The following is a 19,850-nucleotide window of genomic DNA, read 5'->3' on the forward strand; positions in this document are numbered from 1 at the left end:
TTCAGCAACCTGGCGACACCGGTGCGCGTGACGGGCTCAAACGGCGCACTGGAGCTGCCCGCCGCCGCCGCCGGCACAGCATGGGTCGACTACTTGCAGGTCTCGGACAACTCGGTCCAGATCCTCGCCCGATATCAGCACCCCGCGTTCGGCCCGTACCCGGCGATCACCACTGCTGAGGCGGGGCTGGGGCGGGTCACCGTCGTCGGTACCGTGCCCAACGCCGAACTGGCGGCTGCCTTGGTGTCCTGGGCAGTGCCAGCTGACAGGGACGTCTGGAACTCTCTGACGACCGGTTCGGTCACGGCGACCTCAGCGACGACGGCCGCAGCTCGTCGGTTGCGAGTCCTGCACAACTGGTCGTGGGAGGCCTGCTCGATGCGGTTGCCAACCGACGTCACGGATCTCCTCTCCTCCGAGCCACTGGAGGCCGACGCGCTGGTCGAGTTGGGGCCGTGGGACGTCCGCGTCCTTCTGGAGTAGAAGCGAGGGCGCAGCACCGGCATTCTGGAAACCAGCCGCTGGAGCCGCCCGCCGGACGACCGCACGGCCCGTTCTCCCGACCCCAGATCCTTGACACACCTCAAGTCAAGTGGCCGGGGTCATCGGGACCTTCGCTCAGCACGCTCCACTCGAATTGCCGTTCCGTGCCCGACTCCGGCCAAACCCATGCCTCGGTCCCGCCGCGGAGCTTTTGGTAGACAGTCGTCGGTATAACGTCATCCAGCACTACTCCAAGGGCGATGAGGATGGGGACCCTGGCAACCGGGAACACGGCCAGATCGGTAACAGTGCCGTCAGCAACGAGCGCACCGAGGAGCCGCAGTCGATCCCGGATGAAGGTGCCTGCGGCGCTCCAGTGATCTGCTGTCCCCTCCTTCTCCCCAGGGAACCGTCGTAGATCAATCTCATACTCGTCGGCTACTTGGAGAACATAGCTCGGGAAGCGTCCGCCCCTGACGAGTGCCTCGCGAATTGTGTCAACGAGACGAAGGACGGTCGCGCTATCTTTTTGCGCCAGAGAGGTCAGTTGCTTGATCCGATGATCATGGGACTTCTAACTCCTCGTTCTTTATGCGCGCAAGCTGATCCGCCAGGGTCGGCTTGCGGGCATTTTTTGTCGACGGATGAAGGGCAAAGGGCGAAGACTCGCCTATGCTGTTAATCCATAGAATGGATAAAGTCGTTGACAGGGATAGGGGAACACGCCATGAGCGAGGCAAATCAGCTGGGGAAACCAACGGGGGCGTTCATCGGGGCATCCTGGATTGCCCTGGGACTGGGCATGGGCGTCTACTTCATAGGTCTCTCGAACGCCAATATGGAGCTCAACGAGAAGGGCTTCTATCTCACAGTGTTTCTGTTTGGGCTCTTCGCGGCCGTGTCGCTCCAGAAGGCAGTGCGTGACAAGGCCGAGGACATCCCGGTGACTCCCATCTACCTCGGCATCGCCTGGTTTGCGTTGCTGGCCTCGCTCCTGCTCCTTGCGATCGGCCTGTGGAACGCTGAGTTGTTGTTGTCGGAGAAGGGCTTCTACGGCATCGGATTCGCCATGAGCTTGTTCGCGGTCGTGGCGGTGCAGAAAAACATCAGGGACCTTGCCGCGCACAAGGCCGTCTACCCTGAGCAGCATGTGCCGGCCAGGCCCGAATTTCTGGACAAGCCCGAGCCGTAAAGCGGATTAACCACTGGACGAAACCGCTGCAGCCCAACAGAAAACCGGATTGCGCTGTTGGTACGGTTAACTCCATGGATGAGGAAAATAGCCAAGCACATCAGAGTTCCGCCGCGGCCCGGTTCGTCCGGGATGCCGCGGCCGTTGTGCGACCCGGGCATTTGGGCGGCATGCGCAATGCCGGCGACGCCTGGGTTGAAGGGGAACAAGGCAAGTTCTGGGGCAAGTTCGGCTCGGCCGGCCTCTTGGTGTTCGACGCCGGACGGGGAGTCCTGCTGCAACACCGGGCCATCTGGTCCCACCACGGCGGCACGTGGGGCCTTCCCGGTGGAGCCCTCCACGAGGGTGAGGCCCCCGTGGACGGTGCCCTGCGGGAGTCGTGGGAGGAGGCAGGGGTGCCGCACGAAAACGTGGAACTGTTGTTCACCTCTGTCTTTGACGTCGGGTACTGGAGCTACACCACGGTGGTGGTAAACGCCGTCGTGCCCTTTGCGGAGGTCATCAAGGATCCTGAAAGCCTGGCGCTGGAGTGGGTGGCACCTGGTGACGTTGACCAACGCCCGCTGCACCCGGGTTTCGGCAAGGCGTGGCCAATACTCCGTCAACGGCTGGCTGAGCTTGCCTGACCCTGACGTCGCAGGGCCCCCGCAATTGCCCGGCAGCGCGAGTCAGTTCGGGCGGCATCGATCTACAACGCCATTGCTTGGCATTCCGAAGGTGCCCGCTACACGCCCACCCGGAAGGATTTGCTGCGCTGAGCGGCCGTTCTTACGCCCAGGACAAGCGCCGAAACAACGCCCGCAATGGCGAGCGGCACCAGGGTGCTGGAGGTGGGATGGAGCATGTTGAGGAAAACCTCGGCACCCAACTTGGCCATTTCGGCGGGCTGGTAGGCGAGGGCCCGTGTTCCTCCGGCCACGCTGATGGCCGTGAAAAGGGCGGGTGCCACCCAAAGCATGAACAGGCCGAACGCTGCGGCCAGCACCCGTCCCATGGATTTCAGGCCAGCGAATCCCACCACCACGCCGACAATAATGGCGGGGGACCACTGGACCAGGGCGAGCGCCACAGCTGTCGGATTCGCCAGGGAGCTAATGGGGAAGAGGAGCCCGTTCAACCACAGCCCAAAGCAAACGGCGGCAATACTGCTTGCTACAACGACACCCGGCGCCGGGGACCTCGCTGTGAGCACTAAAACCAGCAGGCCGATCATGATCGACGCGATGGTCCCGCACAGCAGTGCTGCCAGGTAGAGTTCCGCCGCCGAATTGCCGAGCAACCCGTCCGCCACAGTATTTGCAGTCTGGAGGACGGCAGCGAACTGGACACCGACCGTCCCAATCAAGACGGCCGTGAGCGCGAATCGGGGATGTCGGCGACGACTCATGCGCGTGACGGCGCCGGCGACGGCCGAACCCGTCACCAGCAACCCGACAATGAGTGTGAGCTGGTACTGGCTGAAGGGCAGGAGCACCAGCGGCATGTCGTCCGGAGGCGTGGCTTCCGCCCACAGATTCTGCAGCGGCAGGCGCATGCCCGTCAGGATCCACGGCAGCAGGCCAAGCATTGCCGACGCCACCCCCAGGACGAAATACGGGACGAGCCCTTTCACCATTTCCAAACGTGTGCGCATGCCTTTGGATCCCCAATATCACTGTGCAAAGAAGTGCGGAGGACCCCAGGAACGGAACGCCCAACCGATTCATCGTAACGGTTCTCTTGCCTGATGACGGGGCTCGGCTGGGATCCGCCGTCGTTTGCTACGGTGAAGGCATGAACCGATCTGCCCCCGGTCAGCCGCTGAACCCTGTGTGGCTGCGCCGCCATGCCGACGTCACCGCCGCCGCGCTTGACCCCGAAACTTTCTCGTCGGCCGTGTCCCGTCACCTAAACGTGCCCAACGGGATGGACGGCGAGGAACACAGCCGGTACCGGGAGGTCGTCGACAGATACATGTCCGATGAGCGCAGTGCAGCGTTGGAACCGAGCTGCCGGGACGTTGCCAGGGAACTTTTGGCGCAGCTTCCATCAGGGGTGCCCGTGGATGTTGTGGGCGGGCTCGGCCGCAGCTACGCCGTGCGCGCCCAGAGCCGTTGGCTGGGCTGGCCTGCGGAATTGGAGCAGCCGCTGCTGGCGTGGATGGAGGGCAACCACGCTGCAACACGCTCGGGCGAGCTGACACGGACGACTGAAATTGCCCGGCGCTTCGACGCCATCATCACGGATTTGGTCAATGCCCGACGCATGGGCCGGATTGGCGGCCGTGGCGTTCCGGTGGACCCCACCGACGAGCTGGCCCACGACTTTGTGGGCGACGCACCCCTGCTCCTGACGGAGATTGTCAGCATCCTCCGAAATTGGACGGCAGGGGACCTGGGCACCATTTCCCGGTGCGTGGGCTCCATCGTGAACCACCTCGCCCAGCACCCGGACCTGCAGGCGGAACTGCGGGACCGCGCCGGCGACGAGCCGTTCATGAATGCCGCCATCGATGAAATGCTGCGCATCGACAACCCGTTCCTGTCCAACCGGCGCATCGCCACTCGTGACGTTGAACCGGGCGGGCCGGGCTGGGACGGGGAGCGGATCGAGAAGGGCACCCGGGTTTATTTCGACTGGGTGGAATCAAACCGCGATCCGGCGGTCTTTGGAGAACCGGATGAATTCCGTCCCGCGGAAAACGCCGCCAACAACGTGGTTTACGGCATTGGCAAGCACATCTGCCCCGGCCGGACGCTCTCCACCATGGAACTGCGCGTTGCCACGGGTGAATTGCTGGCACACACCACGCTCATCGAGCCCGCGGCCGGGCTCGAAAACGTACGGGAAACACACCCGTTGGCCGGGTTCCGCAGCCTGCACGTAGTGCTGCACAAGAAATAGCTCTCCATGTCCGGGCCTGCACAGCACATGGAACAGGCGGGGAAAGCGCCAGCCCAACCCTTCCCGCCTACCCCAGACCGAGGATCTCCATGGTGCGTTCGCGCATGTCCATCTTGCGCACCTTGCCCGTGACCGTCATCGGGAACTCGTCCACCACCAGCACATAGCGGGGGATCTTGTGCCGGGACAGGTGGCCCTCGCAATACGCTGCAATGGCGGCGGCATCGAGCGGGGCCGCGCCGGGTTTCATCAGCAACCAGGCGCACAATTCCTCGCCGAAGCGCTCATCGGGCACGCCGATGACCTGCACGTCGGCAATGTCCGGATGGTGGTACAGGAACTCCTCAATTTCGCGCGGATACAGGTTTTCGCCGCCGCGGATCACCATGTCCTTGATGCGTCCCACAACGTTGACGTAGCCGTCGTCGTACATCACGGCAAGGTCACCGGAGTGCATCCAGCGGTCGGGGTCAATGGCGGCCGCCGTCTTCTCGGGGTCGTTCCAATAGCCGAGCATGACCGAATACCCGCGCGTGCAAAACTCCCCGGCGGTACCCCTCGGCACCGTCTCGCCGGTGGCGGGGTCCACGATCTTCACCTCCAGGTGTGGGTGCACCCGGCCCACGGTCTCGGTCCGGTGGGCGACGTCGTCGTCCGTCAGCGTCTGCATCGACACCGGCGAGGTCTCGGTCATGCCGTACGCGATCGACACCTGCGACATGTTCATCTCCGTCATGGTGCGCTTCATGACTTCAACGGGGCAGGGCGAGCCGGCCATGATTCCGGTGCGCAGGGACGAGAGGTCATAGGATGCGAAATCGGGCAGGTTTAACTCGGCGATGAACATCGTGGGCACCCCGTACAGCGCGGTGCAGCGTTCCTCCTGCACCGCCCGCAGCGTGGCGGCCGGGTCGAAGGACGCCGCCGGAATCACGATCGCCGCGCCATGAGACGCCGCGCCAAGATTGCCCATGACCATGCCGAAACAGTGGTAAAACGGCACCGGCACGCACAAACTGTCATGCTCGGTGATGCCGATGGTCTCCGTCACAAAGTAGCCGTTGTTGAGGATGTTGCGGTGGCTGAGCGTGGCGCCCTTGGGGTAGCCGGTGGTGCCCGAGGTGTACTGGATGTTGATGGGGTCGGTGGCGTCCAGCGCAGCCATGGCATGTTCGACGGCGTCGGCCGGCAGCGCTTTTCCGCCCGCCACGAGCGCATCCCAGGACGGCGTGCCGATGTAGACCGCCGCCGTGAGGTCGGGGCTCTCCGGCTGGACCTGGTCGACCATGGCCTGATAGTCGGAGCCCTTGAAATTCGGCAGGGCCACGATCATCTTCATGCCCGACTGCTGTACTGCGTACCTGAGTTCGTGGACCCGGTAGGACGGGTTGACGTTGACAAGGATGGCGCCAATCTTGGCTGTGGCGTACTGCAGCAGCACCCACTCGGGCACATTGGGCGCCCAGATGCCCACCCTGTCACCCTTGTCCACCTCGGCGGCGAGCAGACCGCGGGCCAGGGCATCGACGTCGTCGTTGAGTTGCGCGTAGCTCCACCTGCGGTTGGACGGTTTGTCGATGAGGGCAGCGCGATCCGGGAAGCGGGCGGCACTCTTGGCGAAGTTGGCGCCAATGGTGTCGTCCAGCAGCGGGGTGGAGGTGGTGCCTGACGTGAGTGAAGCATGAACATCGGTGGTCATGTGTCGATGCTAATACGACAATCAGTTAATGTGCACTAACTCACATCGTTAGTTTCTGTGTGCCGTGCCGCGCCGGAGCTTTTCCGGCCGGAAGCCGCGCCCCACCAGGCGTGCTGTCCACGGGCGTGCGGCCTTCGCGGCGAGTGTGGCCAGCCGGGCCTGCCACGCCGGCATTGAGTCGAGATTGGCCACCGAAGCGTTGGCCAGGAGCCGGTGAACCCGCTGCTGCAGCGGCTGCATGAGGCGCACGGGCCATTCACGCCGGCGCTGCACCCGGTGCATCGCCTTGTCCGTGGGGGCGCCGGCGAGCAGTGGCGGCGCGAGCAGGCGGGCGGCGGCCACGGCATCCTGCACGGCATAGTTGACGCCCACGCCAAAGACGGGGCTCATGGCATGGGCTGCATCGCCAAGACACAAAAGCCCGGGCACGGACCATTGTTTCAGGCGGTCAAGCTGGACGGAGAGGAGCTTGACCTCGTTCCAGTCATGCAGTGACTCCACCTCGGCCGCCAGGAAGGGGGCGTTGGCGCGGATTCGTTCCCGAAATGCTGCCATCCCTTCGGCCCGCATTCCGGCGAAGCCGCCCTTCGGGATGAGCATGCCCATTTGGTAGTAGCCGGTGCGCGGGATGGTGATGAGCATGGTGCCGTTGCGCAGATACCCCAGCGTGTCAGGCGGCGGCGACGGGGGAGTGGGAAGGTGGAACCACAGCACGTCGATGGCAACGCCGAGTGCCTCCGGGAGAAGGCCGCCGGCGGCCCGCACTGTGGAGCCCCGGCCGTCGGCCGCCACTGTCAGGTCCGCCGTGATCCGCAGTGGCCCTTCGGGGCCCTGTGCCAGCACGCCCGATACCGCAGCCCCGGTGCGGAGCAGGCCTGTCACTTCCGTGCCCATCAACAGGTGGAAGTTCGCCAGGGTGCCGCCTTCCCGGGCAAGCAGGTCCAGGAAGTCCCACTGCGGCATGAGTGCTATGCGCTTGTTTGGCCCGAACAGGGCGCCGAAGTTGACTGGGGTCAGCCGTGTCCCGCCCACCACAATGTCCAAGGTGGTGATGCTGCTTTGTGGAATCTGCAGGAACTTGCTGCGCAGCCCCAGTTGGTCGATCAAGTCCAGCGTGGACGGATGGATCGTGTCGCCGCGAAAGTCCCGGAAGAAGTCTGCATGCTTCTCCAGAACTGTGACGTCAACTCCGTCACGGGCCAGCAGCAAGCCCAGCATCATGCCGGCGGGCCCGCCGCCGGCAATGCAGCATGTCGTTGCTATCGCGCCTGGTGCGCCAGTCTCGCCTGCTGCGGTGTCAGTCATGGGAGCCTCCCGGACCTTGGCGAATGTGGGCTGTCCTTCGATGCTACGCGGCGGGCCGACGCCGCAACAGTGCCCGGGGAGCGGGACCACTCCTGGCAAATTAGGGCAACCTTGCCTGACTTCGATAGGATGGGCAAAGACTATTAGCGCAGATTTCTGTGGCTATATTATTTTCTTACCCAGGGGGTAGTTGGCGCACATGATGGAAAGCATCACCTCTCTTCCCTTTGTCTGGGCCTTCCTGGCGTTGTTTGTCATTGTCATGCTGCGCTCGAATGCCACCTATTGGGCCGGCCGCGGCCTGGCCGCCGGCGGACGCAAGACCCGGCTGCAGAAACACCTCGATTCCCCGGCAGTGCTGCGCGCGGAAAAGATCATTGCCCGGTGGGGTGCCCCCGCCGTGAGCGTGAGTTTCTTGACCATCGGCATCCAGACAGCCGTCAACATGTCAGCCGGGCTGGGCCGGATGCCCCTGCGCCGCTACATTCCCGCCACGATCGTGGGCTCCATCGCCTGGGCCTGCATTTACGCGACCATCGGGCTTGCCGCGTTTGATGTCGCCCTCGCTGCGGCCGCCGGCTCACCCCTGGCCCTGGTCGCCCTGGTCCTGATGGCTGCTGCCGCCTTCCTGGGCGTCCACCTGTACCGGGTCTCCCGCAGCCGCAAGCTTGACCGGAGTGCCCTGGAAGACTGCCCGGTCATGGGACAGGAAACTGCCGGTTACACGCAGCCCGAGGCGTAGCAGCCATTTGGGCTGCGGGGCGCCCGTGCCGGTAGAGTCTTAGCCATGCCGGAGACAACCACACGCACAGCCGTCGAAACCATGTCGTACTACCGCCACCTCGGCGGCAACCGCTACGAATCAACCATTCACGCCCAGGGTGCCTGGAACACGCATGAACAACACATGGCCCCCGTCACCGGCATCATGGTCCACGCCCTGGAGCAATTCCAGCCCCGAGCCGACATGCGCCTGGTCCGGATCAACTTTGACATCCTTGGCCTGATCCCGGCCGGAGAATTCAGCATTGAAACCACACTCCTGCGACCGGGCAGGACCATTGAACTGGTGCAGGCCGAGCTGACGGCTGCGGGCCGTCCGGCAGTGCGGGCCACGGCCTGGCGCCTGCAGACAAATGACACCACGGCTGTTCAAGGGTACGAGGATGAACCCATGGGCAGCCTTGAGGACGCGGTCGCGTGGGACGGCATGACGATGTGGCCCGGCGGTTTCATCAAGACCCTTGAAGGCCGTGCACTGCCCGAACACCGGCCCGGCCGCGGACAGGCCTGGCTGCGCAGCCCCCACACCATGCTCGACGGCGGCGAACACTCCTCGCCGCTGGTGCGCCTGTTGGGCCTGGTTGACAGCGCCAACGGCATCTCGGCCCGCATGGCGCCCGTGCCCGGGGGACACATGTTCCCCAACGTTGACCTTTCCCTCCATATTTACCGTGAACCCGTGGGCGAATGGCTCGGATTGGACACGCACGTGACCATCGGCGGCGACGGTGTTGGCTTGACCTCCTCGGTGCTCAACGACGCCAAGGGCCCCTTTGGGCGCGCCGAACAGATCCTGACAGTGCGTCCCATCCCGCTCAGCAAATGAGCCCGTTCCTCGCCCCGCGGCTGGAAGTCTGCAAACAACGTGTCAATCTCGGCGCCGAGGCAGATCTCAACCACGCCTTGGACCTTCTTGGCCAGGTGAAGGCGGGCAAGCAGCCAGACATGTTGCGCTTTTATCGGCCGGAACCGACAGTGGCCTTTGGCCAGCGTGACACGAGGCTGGCGGGCTTTGCCAGGGCGGAGCAGGCGGCGCGTGAGGACGGCTTTGTGCCGGCCGTGCGGCGCGCCGGCGGCAGGGCTGCGGCCTACCACCGGGGCACCTTGATTGTTGACCACATCCAGCGCGAGGACGACGCCATTGCCGGCGCCAAGGCGAGGTTTGGTTTTTTTGGCGACTTGTTTGCCCAGGCGCTGCAGTCACTGGGCATCGACGCAGGCGTGGGGGAAATCCCCGGCGAATACTGCCCGGGTGAATTCAGTGTCCACGGCCGCCACGCCCCGACAGACAGGGGCGGTTCCGGCGCGGCGGCCTCAAGCATCAAGCTGGTGGGCACTGCGCAGCGGGTGGTGGCCGGAGCATGGTTGTTCAGTTCAGTCATTGTGGTGGAGAACTCGGCGCCCATCCGCAAGGTGCTGGTTGACACGTATGCCGCACTAGGGCTCGATTGGGACCCTGCCACGGCGGGCGCCGTTGAGGACCTGGTCCCGGGGCTCACCGTGGATGACGTGGAAGCGGCTGTCTTGGTGGCGTACGGGCACCATACACAGTTGGCATAACGGCAAGGCGCGGCCGCGTCCGGACAGGCCGGCCCCGCGGCAGGCAGCTGGCGCCCGAGCTGATTGGTGGGTGCCAGTTGCCTGCTGTGGTGCTATACGGTTCTGGCGAGTGCGGCCAACAGGTCCTTGGCGCGACGGTCCTGGTTCTCTGAGAGCATCTCATTGGTCAGAAAGGAAAAGCCAACGTTCTTTCCAGGCCAGGCACCGTGGAGCCCGCCTCCGGCTCCGGAATGGCCGAAGGCCGGGGCCACCGGGCCGTAGCTGCCCAACGGGTCGGCCAGCTCGTAGCCGAGGCCAAAGCGCAGCGGACGGTCGTTGACGGCGTCCACCCCCTCGGCCCAGGTCGTGGTTGCCGCTGCCAGGGCGGCAGCAGAGGCCAAGGCAGGCTTGGGCGCGGCAAGCTGTGAGTACAGGGAGGCCATGGCGTCGGCCGTGGCGATGCCGCCGCCGGATGCCATTTCCGCCCGGCGCATCTGCGCGGAGTTGAACGGGTCCCCGGCCCCGGTGAGGCTCTGGCCGTACATGCGGTCCACGATCTTGCGTCGCTCCGGGTCCTGCAGGAACGTGCTGATGGCGTAGCTTTCCGAACGGAAGATGGTGGCCAGGCGGCCGTCGAGTTCCGCCGGCAGGCCAAGGTGGATCTCCAGACCCAAAGGCTCTGCCACCAACTCCCGCACCAGTGTCCCGATGCCCTTGCCGGTCACCCGGAAGAATAGCTCGCTGGCCAGGAAACCATAAGTCAGCGCATGGTAGGCAACCTTGCTCCCAGGGTTCCACAGCGGCGCCTGTGCTGCCAGGATGGCGGCCTGTGCCCGGTTGTCGTATCTGAGCTCCTCGCCGGGTTCAGGATCGACATACACCAGGCCCACTGTGTGGCTCAGGAGCTGGGCCACCGTGACACTCTCCTTCCCTGCCGCGGCAAACTCCGGCCAATACGAGGCTACAAGCGCGGCCGGGTCCAGCAGTCCGCGGTCAGCCAGGACGGCGGCCACAGTGGCCACTACTCCCTTGGTGCCCGAAAACAGTACGGCCATGGTGTTGTCAGACCAGTTCGACGGCTGTGCAGCACCTTCCGCAGGGGTGCCGCCGTCGCGCACTGTCCGCCCGCCGTAAAAGCGGGCCAGCGGGGCCCCCTCGCGGTACACGCAGAAGGCCATGCCACCCTGTGCCCGGCCCAGATGGGTCTCAAACACTTCGTGGAGGTGCCTGAAGCCTGCGTCGGGGAGGCCGTCGTTGCTGGCGGTGGTGACGGGTGGTGTTCTCAAATTCATCCTTAGAAGGTGGGGACGTTGGCGAGGAGTTCCTGGGTGTAGCTGTGCTGGGGGTTGTTCAGGACTTCCTCGGTGGTGCCCAGGTCAACGATCTTGCCCTTTTGCAGTACGGCCAGTCGCTGGGAGATGTGCCGGGCCAAGGCGATATTGTGCGTGACAAACAGCATCGACATCCCTGTTTCCAACTGCAAGGTGCGCAGCAGGTCCAGGATGGAGGCCTGCACTGAAACGTCCAGGGCGCTGGTGATTTCGTCACACACCAGCAGCGAAGGGGCGTTGACCAGGGCCCTGGCGATGGCGGCGCGCTGCCGTTCACCGCCGCTGAGGTCCCCGGGGCGGCGGTCCATGTAGCTCCGGCCAAGACGCACCTGGTCCAATGCCTCCAGCACCATGACACGGCGTTTCTTGCGGTCGACGACACCTGACATCTGTAGCGGAACGGCCACTGAATCGGCAATGGTGCGCCGCGGGTTCAGCGACGAAAATGGGCTTTGGAAGACATATTGGATGCGGCCCCGGTCCTCGGCCGAACGATGGCTTGTCCCCTTGGCCAGCTCTGTGCCAAAGAGATCGACGGTGCCTGAGTACCTGTCGTTCAGCCCGGCCACACAGCGGGAAAATGTGGTCTTGCCTGAGCCCGACTCGCCCAACAGCATCATGGACTCGCCTTCCATCAGGTTGAAATTGATGCCGTCAAGGACCTTGTTTTCACCATAGGCCAAGGCGATGTCCCTGACCTGCAGCAACGGGACAGCCGCTTCGGCCTGTGCCGACGCAGTCTCGGGCAGCAGTTTGGCGTCGTCCTTGGGGTGCGTCGCGGCGGTGGTGTCAGGGGTGCCCAGCGGCCCGGGTACCACAATCGGTTGTTCGCCTGTGATGGCCTCAACGTCTCCGACGCGGCGCCGCCCGGCCAAGTCAGGAACTGCCCGGAGCAGTTTGCGCGTGTAGCGGTGGGCGGGGGAGAACAACACCTCGCGTGCCGGTCCGTGCTCGACGATGTCACCCTCGAGCATGACGGCCACATCATCGGCCACCTTGGCCACCACGGCCAAATCATGGGTGATGTACAGCCCCGCCGTCTGGTGGCGTTGGGCCAGCTGGCCTATGGTTTCCAGGACAACTGCCTGGGTGGTGACGTCAAGGCCGGTGGTCGGTTCGTCCAACACAATGACTGACGGACGGCAGGCGAACGCCATGGCGATGCCAACGCGCTGCTGTTGGCCGCCGGAGAGCTGGTGCGGGTAGCGGCGCTGATAGGCGTTGTCATTGGTCAGTCCGACCTCGGTCAGGACTTCGGCGACACGTTCCCGGCGTTCGGCGCCGGAGCTGCCGAAATCGTGCACCCGCAACGTTTCCAGGATTTGCTCCCCAATGCGCATGGCCGGGTTCAGTGACAGTGCCGGGTCCTGGGGCACGTAGGAGATTCGACGGCCGCGCAGGGTGCGCAACTGCTTTTCGGGCAGCTCCAGGATGTTCCCGGGCCCTGTCCCTTCCAATTCCACCGAACCGCCGGTCAACTGGAGCCCCTGGCGGAAGTGGCCCATGCAGGCCAGCCCGGCCGTGGTCTTGCCGGAACCGGATTCGCCGACAAGGGCCAGGATTCTTCCCGGCTCGAGAGCGAAGCTGATGCCGTGCAGGATCTCGGTCCCTGTGAGGGTGGAGACCCGCAGCTCGGAAGTGCGCAGGACGGTGTCGAGCTTTTGCTTCTCAATCAAGGTGGTGTTCATGCTTGGTTCCCCACGTTCAGGTTGGCCGACGCCCGCGCCAGCGAGTCGGTCAGGAGGTTGGTGCCTACGGTCAGGACGGCAATGGCAAGTACCGGGAGGATGACCCCCCACGGCTGGATGACCAGGGCAATCCGGTTCTCGTTGATCATCAGGCCCCAGTCCGCCGTCGGAGGCTGCATGCCCAGTCCCAAGAAGGACAGGGACGCGACGAAGCCGATGGAGTAGGTCATGCGCAGGCCAAGTTCGACCATCAGCGGCCCGGTGATGTTGGGCAGCACTTCCGTGAGCAGGATCTTCCACTTGGGCACGGCATACATTTCGCTGGCGCGAATGTAGTCCTCGGTGATGACTGCGGCTGTGGCCGAACGCGTCACCCGGGCAATACGGGGGGCGTGGCTGACGCCGATGACGACCACCAGCACCCAGCCTTGGGGGCCGAGCACGGTGATGGCCAGCAGGGCAAAGACGAGCTGCGGCAATGCCAGCAGCACGTCGTTTCCGCGCATGATCAGCCCGTCTGTCCGGCTGCCGGAGTAGGCGGCCGTCATGCCCACGGTCACTCCGATGGCCATGCCCAGCAATGTTGCGAGGGCGGAGTAGACGATCAGGAGCATCCCGCCGTCCAGGAAGCGGGACCACACATCGCGGCCCAGGTTGTCGGTGCCGAAGAGACCACCCGGGGTGAAGGGCCGGCCCGTGAACTCGGTGCTGGTCAGCCCCGTGATCCAGGGCAGCAGCACCGGTCCGAGCAATGCTGCGGCCAGGACCACGACGGTGAGGGCCATCCCAACCTTGGCCTGGCGCTGGCGCATCATGCGGGCGAACAGGTGGGGCGGGGATTTGAGTTCTTCGGGGGTTTCCAGGGGAGCTTCGATAATGCTCATCGTGCTGCCTCCGTGCGTAGTTTCGGATTGGTGAGGATTCCCACCATGTCGGCCAGCAGGTTCACCACAATGTATGCGGCGGCAATGATGATGGACAAGGCCTGAACCACCTGCACATCCCTGTTGGTGACGGCATCGACCAGGGCGCTGCCCATGCCGGGGTAACGGAACAGGAATTCAATGACGACCACGCCACCGGCCATCCAGGCCAACTGGATCGCCACCACCTGGGCCACGGGGGCCAAGGCGTGGGGGATGGCGTGCTTGAGGATGACATCGCGTTCGGGCACACCCTTCAGGCGGGCCATTTCAACGAAGCCCGAGTCCAGGACCTCCAGCATGGTGGCACGCATCATGCGCACTATGTACGGGGTGACCACCAGGGCCAGTGTCAGGACCGGCAGGAACAGCTGGATGGGATAGTCCCAAACTGCTTCGCCGGGCGGGGCCATGGTCACCGAGGGGAAGATCTTGAACACAGACGTGGAGAACAGTGCGATCAAGGCAATGCCGACAACGAACTCCGGCAGGGCTGCCAGCACCAGGCTGATGGTGGTGGCGGTGTGATCCAGCGCGCGGCCGCGCCTAAGCGCGGAAAACGTGCCGACGATGATGCCCACCGGAATGGCGACCACCGAGGCGAGGGCCATTAGCACCAGGGAGGCCTGGATGCGTTCACCCAGCAGGTCCGAGACCGGACCGCCGGTGGCCGCTGAATAGCCGAGATCACCGGTGAAGAGACCGCCAATCCAGGTCAAGTAGCGCTGCCAGACCGGATCGTTGAGGTGCATCTGCCCGCGCAGGGCTTCCAAACGGGCGGGGGTGGCCTGCTGTCCCAGGATCGCTTGTGCAGGGTCCCCCGGCAGCAGCAGTGTGGCCACAAAGACAAGCAGGGAGACAGCGAAGAGGATGACGACACTGACCAGCAGCCTGCGGACAATCATTTTTGCAATCACTGGGAGGCCCCAATCCAGACACGGCGGAATTCATAGCCCGAGAGCGACATACCGGTCTTGTTGGGGACCAGGCCGGCCACGTAACGCTGGTACGCGTCCGCCTGGTTTGGGAAGCCCCAGATGATGTAGCCGCCCCGCTCGTAAAGGATTTCCTGGGCCTGGGTGACCAGGGAGTTGCGCGTGGCTTCGTCGAGCTCCGTTGCGGCTTGCTCCGACAGGGCCAGGAATTCGGGATCATCCATGTGTGTTTCGTTGAATGGGGAGGTCTTCAGCATGGAGCTGTTGACCTGTGGCAGGAAGTTGCGGGTGTACCAAAAGTCCTGGGAGAAGGTCCATGACAGGTAGTCGTCGCCGAAGAATGTGGTGGTGTCCACACGGCGGATCTTGACCCGGATGCCGGCCGCGGCAGCCTGCTGGGCGAAGACCTGCGCCGCTTCCACGGCACCGGCCTGGATGGGGGCCGTCACCAGTTCGATGTCGAGGCCATTGGGGTAGCCTGCCTCCGCCAGCAGCTTCCTGGCCTGCGGAATGTCCTGCGTGCGTTGCGGCAGGTTCTTGGCAAAGCCGGGGTCAAATGGCGCGAAGAGGTCGTTGCCAACGGTGCCGTTGCCACTGAGCACCTGTTCGATCATCTGCGGACGGTCGACGGCCAACCTGAACGCCTGGCGAACGCGGACATCGTCAAAGGGCTCCTTGTCCACGCGCATGGTGAACGGCAGCCAAGCCCCGGTGGTCGAATTCAGTATGTCGATGCGGGGGTCGGCACCGATGACTTCCAGCAATGCCAGCGGAATCTGCCCGATGGCGTCAACCTGGGTGGAGAGCAGCGCATTGATGAGGGCGTCGTCGTCGCTGAAGTTCAGGATGACGAGCTCGTCCAGGTGCGGTTCGTTTTCGCGCCAGTAGTTCTCGTTGCGCGTGAAGACGCTTTGCCGGCCGGCGTCGAAGCTTTTGGCCTTGAACGGGCCGGTGCCGATGGGGTGTGCCGGATCGTAGTCCGCCGGGACGATGCCCAGGGCGTATTGGCCCAGCGAGTCGTCGAAGGTTGCGGTCGGGGTGTTGAGCCGGAATTCCATCTCAAGGTCGTTGACGGGCACGACGTCCTCGAGAATGGTCAGGGCGGCGGCCCCGCTCTTGGGATCCTTGGGGTTCATGACCCGGGCGAACGTGGCAACGACGTCCTTGGACGTCATGGCACGGCCGTCGTGAAACCGGACGCCGGGGCGCAGCTTCACCGTCCAGACCAGGGCGTCGTCGTCAGCGGTTGCGCTCAGGGCGAGCAGCGGCTGCAGCGCGAAATCCTCGTCGCGGTACAGCAGCGCCTCGTACAGGTTCATCACCCGGGCAATGTCGGGTGTGTTGACGGGGGAGTGGGCATCCAGCGAGTCGGACGCGCCTCCGCCGGCCAGGCCGACGCGGAGGCTTCCGCCTTTTGCGGGCGGGCCGCTGGGCGTGGGGATGGTCGATGCTTCACCGGAGCCGCAGGCACTCAGCAGGCCGCCAAGCCCGAGCACCACGCCGCCCAGAATTGTGCGGCGTGACAGCGCAGGCCCGGCCGGATATGGCCGGTGCTTATATGGTTCAGGGGAAATCAAGACAATCTCGTTTCGTTGAAGGGAATGTCAGGCGGTAATGGATCGGCCGCTCCAATCGGGTACGTGGGAGGGAAAGCTGCCAATGGCTCCGAGCACGGCGGCAGGAAAGGGCACGGTGGCGCCGCCCCGGTGCACGTGCAGACCCATGAGTTCTTCGGTGGCAACGAGCTGGCCGCCGGAGTGCATTTCGTGGGCCAGATGGAGCTTTTTGGCGCCGGAAGAGGCGATCACGGTGGTGACGGTGAGCTCGTCGCCGGCGCCTACCCCTTGGAGGTAACGCACATGCGCTTCTACTGTGTACAGCGACTGGCCGGTGGACTCGCGGTAGGTGGCATCCATGCCGAACTGGTCCATGGCGGCGGTGGTGGCGAAGCCGAATGCCAGCACGTAAAACGCTTCGGACATGTGCCCGTTGTAATCAATCCATTCCGGCAGGACCGTGCAGGTGTACGGGGTCAGGACCATCAGTTGCCGCTCTGCAGTTGTGCCAGGGCGCGGCGGATGGCGATGATGCCGGCGTCACGTGCGGAGATGAGTTCGTCAATGCTGCGGCCTGCGGCTTCTTCATCGCAGCCGTCAATGACGTCCTGACGCAGTTTGTCGGTGAGCTCGGGGGCTTCCAAGCGGGTCCACGGGGATTTCAGCGAAGGGCCAAAGTGGTCAAGCATGTGGGCCATCCCGCCCTGCCCGCCCGCCAGGTGGAATGTCAGCATGGGGCCCTGGAGCGGCCAGCGCAGGCCTGGGCCGTCGGTGATGGCCAGATCGATTTGCTCGACCGTCGCCTCGCCGTTGTCGACCATGTGCAGGGCCTCGCGCCAGAGCGCCTCCTGCAGCCGGTTCGCGATGAAGCCGGGAATTTCGCGGTCCATGGTGATCACCGACTTGCCGATGAAGTCGTACCACTGCGACGCCCAGGCCACGGCCACCGGGTCGGTGCCCTCGCCGCCGGCGACTTCCACCAACGGGATCAGGTATGGCGGGTTGAACGGGTGGCCCACCACGAGACGGGCGGGGCTGGCCGCACGCGTGTTCAGTTCTGACATGCCGTAGCCGGAGGTGGAGGAACCCACCACAATCCCCGGTGCCGCCGCCGCGTCGATGAGCGCCAGCAGGTCCAGCTTCAGGTCAAGGACCTCGGGGGCGCTCTCTTGGATGAAGCCGACGCCGGCCACGGCGTCGGCCAGTTCGGGGTGGACGCTCCAGTTGTCCTTGTCTGCGTTGGGTGCCAGGCCCAGTTCCGTCAGTGCCGGCCAGGCCGCGTCAATGAGGTGGCCAAGCTTTTCTGCGGCATCGGGGGCCGGGTCCCAGGCCTGCACACGGAAGCCGCGGGAGAGGAAGTACGCGGCCCAGCCCCCGCCAATGGTGCCGATGCCCACGCAGGCCACCGTGTCGACGTCGTGCATGTTCGGGTAAGCGGTCAAGGTCAACCCCTGCTTTCGAGCTTGAGGATTTCGCGGGCCTCGTCGGGAGTCGCCACGGAGGAACCAAGGTTGTGGACAATGTCAATGGCGCGCTCGGTCAGCTGCGCATTAGTCGCCTTGACACCCTTGGACAGGTAGAGGTTGTCTTCCAAACCGACCCGGACGTGGCCGCCAAGCAGCACTGACTGGGCCACCCACGGCAGCTGGTTGCGGCCGATCGCGAAGGACGTCCATTGGGCGCCGTCGGGCAGCAGGTTGACCATCGCCTGGAGCAGGCCGGGGTCGACAGGGGCTCCGTAGGGGATGCCCATGCACAGCTGGTACAGCGGTGGCGGTGCGATGAGGCCTTCCTCGACCATGACATTGGCGAACCACAAGTTGCCGGTGTCAAAGATCTCCATTTCCGGCTTCACGCCGAGTTCCTTGATGCGGGCCGCGCCCTCGCGGAGCATGTCAGGGGTGCTGACGTAGAGCTGGCTGCCTTCGCCGAAGTTCAGTGAACCGCAGTCGATGGTGCAGATTTCCGGGCGCAGCTCATCAACGTGGGCCAGACGTTCCAGCCCGCTGACCAGGTCGGTGCCGGGCAGGTGCTCGGTCGGGTTGGCCGGGTCGATGAACAAGTCCCCGCCCATGCCTGCCGTGAGGTTGATGACGGGGTCGACGTCGGACTCCCGGATTTGGCGGACGACCTCACGGTACAGCCCCACCTCACGCGAACCCTGCTTGGTCTTTGGGTCGCGGACGTGGATGTGGACCACCGAGGCCCCGGCGCGGGCGGCCGCAATGGCGTCCGCGGCAATCTCATCCGGGGTGACGGGGACGTGCTCGCTTCGGCCGGCGGTGTCTCCGGCCCCGGTCAGGGCACAGGTGACGATGACATTGCGGTTCATGGATGGACTCCTTGAGTTGTGGCTGGTGCAGCTGGTGTGGGGCTGATGATGGTGCGGTCGATGAAGCCATAGACCCGGGCCTGCATTTGTTCGGCTGTCAGGATGCCGGTGAGTACTTTGATGCCCAGGCCGTCGATCAGGGCTGTGAGCTCGTCCGTGACGACCACGGGATCTGTTGCGATGAAATCACCGGCAGCCTGCCCGGCGCGGATGATCTCCAGGACGGTGGACGCCCATCGGTCATAGCCTGTGGTGTGGGAGGCAAGTTCTTCGTCATTGACAGCCAGCCGGGACCAGGTCTGCAGCCAAATTGACCATTCTGCCCGGCCGTCCGGCCCGGCCGGCAGCTGCAGTTCCACCAGCCGTTTGAGATGTGTCGCTGGATCCATGGACTGGTGCAGCTCGACAGCCTGGCGGTCAAAGGCGAGCTTCACCGAATAGTGCAGCGTCTCGGCAAAGACGGCCTGCTTGGTGGGGAAATAGTAGTGCACGGCCGCAGTGCTGACGCCGACCTCCGCGGCGATGTCTGCGATGCGGACGGTGGCGTAGCCGCGTTCGGCAAACAGCCACCAGGCCTTTTCAACGATGGCCCTGCGCCGCTGTGCCTGCTTGTTGTCTTCCCCGCGATGTTTCGTGGGCAGCACCCGGTCCGGAGGGGCGACCGTGTGGCTGGCACCGGTGTCGGACCCCGTGATCAGCCAGTTGGCGGTTACCCCGGTCACGGTGGCCAGGAGCACTACCTCGTGCGGGAGCAGCCGGCGGATTCCCTTGAGGGATTTGGAAAGTTTGGTCTCGTCAACACCTATCAGGCGCGACACTTCGCGCTGGGCCAAGCCCGAACTGCGAATTGCTTGGCGGGCACGCTCCGGCAGCCCGGACGTGGCAGTTTGGTTAGTGGACATGGTGCAACGTTAGTGAGGAGTTTGCGATTTTAGCAAATAGTTAACCGTCAGTCAGTCAATTGTTGCGATAGTCTTACTCGGTCTTTAGTGACCTGTGATACCGTCCGCCGGCGCTCCCGGCGCTCCCAGGAGGCAGGGCTCAAACTGGGGCAGGGGTGAATTCTGGTGGTGTGGGGAGGCGGTGTGTGGTTGCGCCACTTGGGGATGCAGAAATGGCGGCCGGGAACGTTCCCAGCCACCATTTCAATTTCCACACAGTGCAATTTCCACACAGTGCGGCCAGCCGATGCTTCCGGCAG

At 64.4% G+C, this 19,850-nt stretch carries 20 protein-coding genes; 7 read left to right on the plus strand and 13 right to left on the minus strand.

Annotation, left to right across the window (positions count from 1 at the left end; genetic code table 11):
- The first annotated feature begins 27 nt into the window (after nucleotides 1-27).
- Entirely contained in the window at nucleotides 28-483 is a 456-nt protein-coding gene (locus AC1L6K_RS11605) for a Beta-galactosidase C-terminal domain (protein WP_480949030.1), read from the plus strand.
- Nucleotides 484-583: 100 nt separating this feature from the next.
- Here AC1L6K_RS11605 and AC1L6K_RS11610 read toward each other — a convergent pair whose 3' ends face one another.
- A complete protein-coding gene (locus AC1L6K_RS11610; protein WP_480952750.1) occupies nucleotides 584-1,039 on the minus strand; it encodes an SAVED domain-containing protein in 456 nt (151 codons plus the stop codon).
- Between the two features lie 171 nt (nucleotides 1,040-1,210).
- Here AC1L6K_RS11610 and yiaA point away from each other — a divergent pair, with 171 nt between their 5' ends.
- Together yiaA and AC1L6K_RS11620 are read left to right on the plus strand one after the other, a co-directional pair.
- The gene (gene yiaA, locus AC1L6K_RS11615; RefSeq protein WP_480949031.1) at nucleotides 1,211-1,675 is read left to right on the plus strand and encodes an inner membrane protein YiaA; all 465 of its coding nucleotides are present in this window, start codon (nucleotides 1,211-1,213) and stop codon (nucleotides 1,673-1,675) included.
- Nucleotides 1,676-1,845: 170 nt separating this feature from the next.
- Nucleotides 1,846-2,301 carry an NUDIX domain-containing protein gene (locus tag AC1L6K_RS11620; RefSeq protein WP_480952751.1) on the plus strand — a complete coding sequence of 152 codons (456 nt, stop codon included), beginning with the start codon at nucleotides 1,846-1,848 and terminating at the stop codon, nucleotides 2,299-2,301.
- A gap of 98 nt (nucleotides 2,302-2,399) precedes the next feature.
- On the opposite strand, the gene AC1L6K_RS11625 is transcribed toward AC1L6K_RS11620, so the two are convergent.
- Nucleotides 2,400-3,308: a hypothetical protein gene (locus tag AC1L6K_RS11625; protein ID WP_480949032.1), complete on the minus strand. Its 909-nt coding sequence runs from the start codon at nucleotides 3,306-3,308 to the stop codon at nucleotides 2,400-2,402.
- A gap of 140 nt (nucleotides 3,309-3,448) precedes the next feature.
- Here AC1L6K_RS11625 and AC1L6K_RS11630 point away from each other — a divergent pair, with 140 nt between their 5' ends.
- Nucleotides 3,449-4,558, plus strand: a complete 1,110-nt coding sequence (locus AC1L6K_RS11630) for a cytochrome P450 (protein ID WP_480949033.1) — start codon at nucleotides 3,449-3,451, stop codon at nucleotides 4,556-4,558.
- A 67-nt stretch (nucleotides 4,559-4,625) separates the two neighbouring features.
- Here AC1L6K_RS11630 and AC1L6K_RS11635 read toward each other — a convergent pair whose 3' ends face one another.
- Nucleotides 4,626-6,257 carry an AMP-binding protein gene (locus AC1L6K_RS11635; protein ID WP_480949034.1) on the minus strand — a complete coding sequence of 544 codons (1,632 nt, stop codon included), beginning with the start codon at nucleotides 6,255-6,257 and terminating at the stop codon, nucleotides 4,626-4,628.
- A 48-nt stretch (nucleotides 6,258-6,305) separates the two neighbouring features.
- Complete coding sequence (locus tag AC1L6K_RS11640; protein ID WP_480949035.1) at nucleotides 6,306-7,562, minus strand: FAD-dependent oxidoreductase; 1,257 nt, start codon at nucleotides 7,560-7,562, stop codon at nucleotides 6,306-6,308.
- A 199-nt stretch (nucleotides 7,563-7,761) separates the two neighbouring features.
- On the opposite strand from AC1L6K_RS11640, the gene AC1L6K_RS11645 reads away from it, so the two are divergent.
- The 3 genes from AC1L6K_RS11645 to AC1L6K_RS11655 are packed head-to-tail and all read left to right on the plus strand — an operon-like array spanning nucleotide 7,762 to nucleotide 9,905.
- Complete coding sequence (locus AC1L6K_RS11645; RefSeq protein WP_480949036.1) at nucleotides 7,762-8,304, plus strand: DedA family protein; 543 nt, start codon at nucleotides 7,762-7,764, stop codon at nucleotides 8,302-8,304.
- Nucleotides 8,305-8,349: 45 nt separating this feature from the next.
- Nucleotides 8,350-9,171 (plus strand): thioesterase family protein, encoded by an 822-nt coding sequence (locus AC1L6K_RS11650; RefSeq protein ID WP_480949037.1) that lies wholly within the window; start codon nucleotides 8,350-8,352, stop codon nucleotides 9,169-9,171.
- On the plus strand, nucleotides 9,168-9,905 hold the full coding sequence (locus AC1L6K_RS11655; protein WP_480949038.1) for a lipoate--protein ligase family protein: 738 nt from the start codon (nucleotides 9,168-9,170) through the stop codon (nucleotides 9,903-9,905). Before AC1L6K_RS11650 ends, AC1L6K_RS11655 begins: the two co-directional genes overlap by 4 nt.
- A gap of 92 nt (nucleotides 9,906-9,997) precedes the next feature.
- Here the strand turns inward: AC1L6K_RS11655 and AC1L6K_RS11660 are convergent, their stop codons facing one another.
- From AC1L6K_RS11660 to AC1L6K_RS11700, 9 genes are read right to left on the minus strand one after another with little or no spacing between them, the layout of a single operon-like run.
- A complete protein-coding gene (locus tag AC1L6K_RS11660; protein ID WP_480949039.1) occupies nucleotides 9,998-11,170 on the minus strand; it encodes a serine hydrolase domain-containing protein in 1,173 nt (390 codons plus the stop codon).
- An 8-nt stretch (nucleotides 11,171-11,178) separates the two neighbouring features.
- On the minus strand, nucleotides 11,179-12,903 hold the full coding sequence (locus AC1L6K_RS11665; protein ID WP_480949040.1) for an ABC transporter ATP-binding protein: 1,725 nt from the start codon (nucleotides 12,901-12,903) through the stop codon (nucleotides 11,179-11,181).
- Nucleotides 12,900-13,787 carry an ABC transporter permease gene (locus AC1L6K_RS11670; RefSeq protein WP_480949041.1) on the minus strand — a complete coding sequence of 296 codons (888 nt, stop codon included), beginning with the start codon at nucleotides 13,785-13,787 and terminating at the stop codon, nucleotides 12,900-12,902. Before AC1L6K_RS11670 ends, AC1L6K_RS11665 begins: the two co-directional genes overlap by 4 nt.
- A complete protein-coding gene (locus AC1L6K_RS11675) occupies nucleotides 13,784-14,731 on the minus strand; it encodes an ABC transporter permease (RefSeq protein WP_480952752.1) in 948 nt (315 codons plus the stop codon). The genes AC1L6K_RS11670 and AC1L6K_RS11675 overlap by 4 nt, the downstream gene beginning before the upstream one ends.
- 8 nt (nucleotides 14,732-14,739) lie before the next feature.
- Nucleotides 14,740-16,338, minus strand: a complete 1,599-nt coding sequence (locus AC1L6K_RS11680) for an ABC transporter substrate-binding protein (RefSeq protein ID WP_480949042.1) — start codon at nucleotides 16,336-16,338, stop codon at nucleotides 14,740-14,742.
- A 27-nt stretch (nucleotides 16,339-16,365) separates the two neighbouring features.
- The gene (locus tag AC1L6K_RS11685) at nucleotides 16,366-16,743 is read right to left on the minus strand and encodes a thioesterase family protein (protein ID WP_480949043.1); all 378 of its coding nucleotides are present in this window, start codon (nucleotides 16,741-16,743) and stop codon (nucleotides 16,366-16,368) included.
- Between the two features lie 59 nt (nucleotides 16,744-16,802).
- Nucleotides 16,803-17,759, minus strand: coding sequence for a 3-hydroxyacyl-CoA dehydrogenase NAD-binding domain-containing protein (locus AC1L6K_RS11690; RefSeq protein ID WP_480949044.1), 957 nt, complete (start codon nucleotides 17,757-17,759; stop codon nucleotides 16,803-16,805).
- Nucleotides 17,760-17,761: 2 nt separating this feature from the next.
- On the minus strand, nucleotides 17,762-18,649 hold the full coding sequence (locus AC1L6K_RS11695; protein WP_480949045.1) for a beta-keto acid cleavage family enzyme: 888 nt from the start codon (nucleotides 18,647-18,649) through the stop codon (nucleotides 17,762-17,764).
- Nucleotides 18,646-19,551 carry a TetR family transcriptional regulator C-terminal domain-containing protein gene (locus tag AC1L6K_RS11700; protein ID WP_480949046.1) on the minus strand — a complete coding sequence of 302 codons (906 nt, stop codon included), beginning with the start codon at nucleotides 19,549-19,551 and terminating at the stop codon, nucleotides 18,646-18,648. The genes AC1L6K_RS11695 and AC1L6K_RS11700 overlap by 4 nt, the downstream gene beginning before the upstream one ends.
- Nucleotides 19,552-19,850: the final 299 nt, after the last annotated feature.

The organism is Specibacter sp. BI4 (genome assembly GCF_056680095.1).